Source organism: Buchnera aphidicola (Tetraneura ulmi) (genome assembly GCF_964058925.1).
In the GTDB taxonomy this organism is placed as follows: Bacteria; Pseudomonadota; Gammaproteobacteria; order Enterobacterales; family Enterobacteriaceae; genus Buchnera_D; species Buchnera_D aphidicola_B.
Genome location: NZ_OZ060366.1, coordinates 526,101 through 530,976 on the forward strand (window position 1 = coordinate 526,101; position 4,876 = coordinate 530,976).

General features: G+C 19.3%; 5 protein-coding genes. 3 read left to right on the forward strand and 2 right to left on the reverse strand.

The window, feature by feature from the left end; translation table 11 throughout:
• Positions 1-169: 169 nt before the first annotated feature.
• From hscB to fdx, 3 genes are all read left to right on the forward strand, one after another.
• Positions 170-691 (forward strand): Fe-S protein assembly co-chaperone HscB, encoded by a 522-nt coding sequence (gene hscB / locus AB4W66_RS02515; RefSeq protein WP_367674858.1) that lies wholly within the window; start codon positions 170-172, stop codon positions 689-691.
• Positions 692-712: 21 nt separating this feature from the next.
• The gene (locus AB4W66_RS02520) at positions 713-2,212 is read left to right on the forward strand and encodes an Hsp70 family protein (protein ID WP_367674859.1); all 1,500 of its coding nucleotides are present in this window, start codon (positions 713-715) and stop codon (positions 2,210-2,212) included.
• Between the two features lie 113 nt (positions 2,213-2,325).
• Positions 2,326-2,661 carry an ISC system 2Fe-2S type ferredoxin gene (gene fdx / locus AB4W66_RS02525; RefSeq protein ID WP_367674860.1) on the forward strand — a complete coding sequence of 112 codons (336 nt, stop codon included), beginning with the start codon at positions 2,326-2,328 and terminating at the stop codon, positions 2,659-2,661.
• Positions 2,662-2,695: 34 nt separating this feature from the next.
• Here fdx and der read toward each other — a convergent pair whose 3' ends face one another.
• Both der and AB4W66_RS02535 read right to left on the reverse strand, forming a co-directional pair.
• A complete protein-coding gene (gene der / locus AB4W66_RS02530) occupies positions 2,696-4,069 on the reverse strand; it encodes a ribosome biogenesis GTPase Der (RefSeq protein WP_367674861.1) in 1,374 nt (457 codons plus the stop codon).
• 41 nt (positions 4,070-4,110) lie between these two features.
• Positions 4,111-4,527, reverse strand: a complete 417-nt coding sequence (locus tag AB4W66_RS02535; RefSeq protein ID WP_367675097.1) for a tetratricopeptide repeat protein — start codon at positions 4,525-4,527, stop codon at positions 4,111-4,113.
• Positions 4,528-4,876 lie beyond the last annotated feature (349 nt).

A 4,876-nucleotide genomic window follows, 5' to 3' on the forward strand; every position in this document is an offset into this window, starting at 1 on the left:
ATGCAAGTACTATGAAATCACTGTTGTTACTCGAATAGATGCAAGTACTATTGGATCGCTTTCACTACTTGCATAGATGCAAGTACTATTGGATCGCTTTCACTACTTGCATAGATGCAAGTACTATGAAATCACTGATTTTTAGAATTTCTTAAAAAGATTAAATATTATGAAAAATTATTTTGACATTTTCAATTTACCTATATCATTTCAAATAGATATAAAAATTCTAACTGAAAGATTCTATAATCTTCAAAAGAAGTATCATCCTGATTTTCATATTTATGAAGATAAAAAAACAAAAATAAATATAATAAATAAATCTATTAAAATTAATCATGCATATCAAGTTTTAATTGATCCTATAAAAAGAGCTGAATATCTTATATATTTGAATAATTTAATTCTAAAAAAAGAAAAAAATAATAAATATAATTTAGATTTTTTAAAAAAACATATAAAATTATGTGAAGAATTAGAAATTCTTAAAAGATCTTCTAATAAAAGTGAAAAAAAAATACGTTTTTTTTTAAAAAAAATTGATAATTTAATTCTTTATTATTTAAATAAAATCGAAAAAAAAATTATAAATAAAGATTGGATAATAGCTTCAAAAATATTAGAAAAATTATTTTTTTTAAAAAGAATAAAATGTTCTACAATAGAAGAAATTAAATACCTAAATAAATAATTTAAAAGTTAAGGAATTTATATGTCTAAAATTGTTCTAAAAAAGAAACTATGTATTGGATTTGATTTAGGAACAACAAATTCTTTAGCAGCAAGATTTTCTTCTAATAAAATTAAAATACTAAAAGATAAAAATGGTCAAAAATTATTACCTTCAGTTGTTAAATATGAAAAAAATAAAATCTTAGTTGGTTGGAACGCATTAAAGAATTATAAAGGAAACAAAGAAAATATAATTTTTTCTATCAAAAGATTAATAGGATTATCAAAAGAAAAAATAAAAATTTTATATCCTAAACTACCATATTCTTATAAAGAAGACAGTAACAATGAAATTTGTATTAAAACAATACAAGGATTTATAAAAATTTCTACTATTACTAGTCAAATTCTATCGGTATTGAAAAAAAGGGTAATAAATCAATTTAATAGAGAAATTGATCATTCAGTGATAACTGTTCCAGCTTATTTTGATAACAAACAAAGAAAAGAAATAAAAAAATCAGCTTTTTTAGCTGGATTAACAAATGTACGACTACTAAATGAACCTACTTCGGCTGCTATTGCGTATGGATGTAATTTAAAAAAAAAAGAATTAGTTGCAATTTATGATTTGGGAGGAGGAACTTTTGATTTTTCTTTATTAAAATTAGAAAATGATGTTTTTGAAGTATTAACGACAACTGGAAATTCTCATTTAGGTGGAGATGATTTCGATTTTTTATTAATAGAATATATATTTAAAAAATACTTTAAGTTATTGATTGATAATGAAAAAATTAAAAAAAAAATATTTTCAAGAGTAAAATTTTTAAAAAAAGAACTTTCTTTTAAAAAAAAAGTATCATTTAAAATTCAAAATTTTTTAATTGAAATTACTAGAAATGAATTCAATAAATTAATTGAACCATTAGTAAAAAAAACGTTAATGATTTGTAAAAGAGCATTAATTTCTGTTGATATTCGAATAGATAAAATTAATGAAATTATATTAGTAGGCGGTTCTACTCATATTCCTATAATTCAAAAAAAGATAGAATTATTTTTTAAAAAAAAACCACTTTCTTCTATTAATCCAGAAGAAGCAGTTGTAATAGGATCTGCTATTCATTCTGAGAATCTTTCAGGAAATATTAGTAAAAAAAAGAAGTTTTTATTAATTGATGTACTACATTTATCTTTAGGAATTGAGGTAATGGGAGGAATCGTTGAAAAAATAATCAAAAAAAATACAAAATTACCAACTGAATGTACTAAAATTTTTACTAATTTTCAAGATAACCAAACTTCAATTAAAATACATATTTTACAAGGAGAAGGAAAATTGGTAAAAGATTGTCGTTCTTTGTTTTGTTTTTCATTATCAGGAATAACTCCTCAATTAGCTGGAATTAATAGAATTTTCATTAATTTTAAAATTGATAATGACGGTTTACTACATGTTAGTGTAGTAGATAAAATTAGCAAAAATAAAAAAAATATGACCATTAATACTATTGATGATTTCAATATTTTAAAATAGAAGTTTTTTATTTTTTTAAAAAATATTAATATATTAATATATTCAATTAATATTAAAAACAATTTTTTTAAGTAATTTTTTTTAAGTATTTGTAATATTTAAGGAATTTAATAATGATTAAAATAGTGTTTTTACCACATAAAATAATATTACCTAAAGGAAAAATAATTTTTGTAAAATCTGGAGAAACTATATTAGATACTGCTTTGTCCCATAATATCAATATAGATCATGCTTGTGAAAAGTCATGTGCATGTAGTACTTGTCATTGTATAGTAGAAAAAGGTTTTTCTTCATTATCTATTATGGAAGAAAAAGAAGAAGATTTATTAGATAAAGCTTGGGGGTTGACAGAATTTAGTAGGTTAGCTTGCCAAGCTAAAATAGGAAATGAAAATTTAGAAATAAGAATACCTTTTTATTCATTAAATTATGTAAAAGAAAAATAAAAAATAGTTCTTAGGAACTATTTTTTATATTATTTTATTTTTTTGAAAAATATGGATTTTTTTTATTTTTAAAATGAAAAATAATACTGGAGTTTTTTATTTTTAATTTTGACTCAAAGAAATTTTTTAGATATTTTTTATAAGATTCATCTAATTTATCTAACATACTACCATGTATTATAATTCTAAGAGGTTGATATCCTCCAGGATGAGCAAAATTTAATTTTATTTTTTTTCCTTTGACTAAAGGAGGTGAATGTTTTTTAGTAGCTGAATACATTAATTTTGTTAATTTAGAACTATTGATTTTTTTTATAGAAGAAGAGAACAAATTATAACATAAATTAAAAATTTTATTTACATTTATATTATATAAAGCTGAAATAAAATATACGAAAAAATTAGGAAAATGTTGTAATCTAGAATATGTTATTTTTTTGAAAATTTTTTTTTCTTTAAATTTTATCAAATCCCATTTATTAACTAATATTATTGTAGGAATTCCTAGTTTTTGAGAATAATCGATTATTCTTAAATCTTGTTTTGTAATATTTTCTTTCGCATCTATTAAATAGATAATTATATTACTTGTTTTTATAGTTTCATAACTTTTTTTTATTGATAATTGTTCAATTAAATTATTTTTATTAATTTTTCTTTTATAGATTCCTGCTGTATCAACTAGGTTGTATTTCTGTTTTTTTTTAATGGTTATAGGAATAGAAATACAATCTCTAGTAGTATTAGGATGTTTTTCTGTAATTAATCTTTTTTCTTTAATTAGTGAATTTATTAAAGTTGATTTTCCTGCATTTGGTTTTCCTATAAATCCTATCTTTATGGTTTTTATTGTTTTTTCTTTAAAAAAATCATTTTTTTTTTCTATTTTAATTTTTTTTATTTTGGTTTTTATTGTATCTTTTATTAATTTAGAAATTCCTATTCTTTCTCTAACAGAAATAGGAAATACTTTTTCGAAATTTAAATTAACAAATTTTTCATAATATATAGATTCGAAATTTAAATTTTCGATTTTATTAATTATCAAAATAGTTTTTTTTTTATTTTTTTTAAGATATCTTTCTATTTTTTTATTTTCTTTAAATTCTTCTTTATAAGCATCTACTAAGAAAAAAATAAGATTTGATTCTTTTATGGCAATCATAGTTTGTTCATTTATTTTTTTTTCAATTTCTATTTTTGTACTTAATTTTAATCCTCCTGTATCTATTAAAATTATTTTTTTTTCATTTTCTTTAAAAAAACCATATTTTCTATCTCTTGTTACGGATGTAGGATTTTTTTTTTTATTTATTATTGAATGAGAGTGATTTTTTGTTAATAAATTAAATAATTTTGATTTTCCTACATTTGGTCTTCCTATTATTGCAATAATAAATTTATTCATATTTTTTCTCTAGAAAATATAGTATTAAAATTAAAAATTTTTTACTTATTTAGTTTTTGTATTTTCATTTTTATTATTTCTTTTGATTTATTATCGATTTGATATTTCAAGCTTTTTTTCCAATTTATCAGAGCAAGTTTATTTTTTTTTCCAAAAAAATATATATCTCCTTTTTTATTCATAAAAATGTTTTCCCAATCTTTTTTTTTTATTTTAGAAATCATTTTCTCTGCTTTTTTGAATTCTTTTTTTTCAATTTCTATGTCAAGTATTTTAAGTTTAATTATATTTTTTAAATTTTTTTCAGTTATTGTTTTTTCTATTATATTCAGTATTTTTTTAGAATGGTTAAGTTTATTTAATTTCACGCATTCTTTTGATAATTTTAGTCCAATTAAGTAAGAATATATATTTTTATTTTTTAATATATACTTAATTATTTCGTTTTTTTTTTGTATATATGATTATTTTTCATTATTTTTTCATATTGGATTACTTGGTTCTCGTTTTTAATAAAACTTTTTTTTTTTGACTTTTTAAATAATAAGAATGTTGTTGTTAGTATAAGTATAGATAATATTAATAGTATTATTATGTATGTTTTTTTCTTTATTTGTTGAGTTTTAGAAAAAAAACATTTTTTTATAAATAAAATTATGTTTTTCATTTTTTCTTTTCTATTTTTTTTAATTTATTTTTTTTGTTTTTCTATTATACATTTTATTTTTATATTAAAAAGGAACAGTAAAAAAATTTTAAAAATTAATCTGTGAATAACTCGTAAAAATTTTAAAAGATATTAACTAG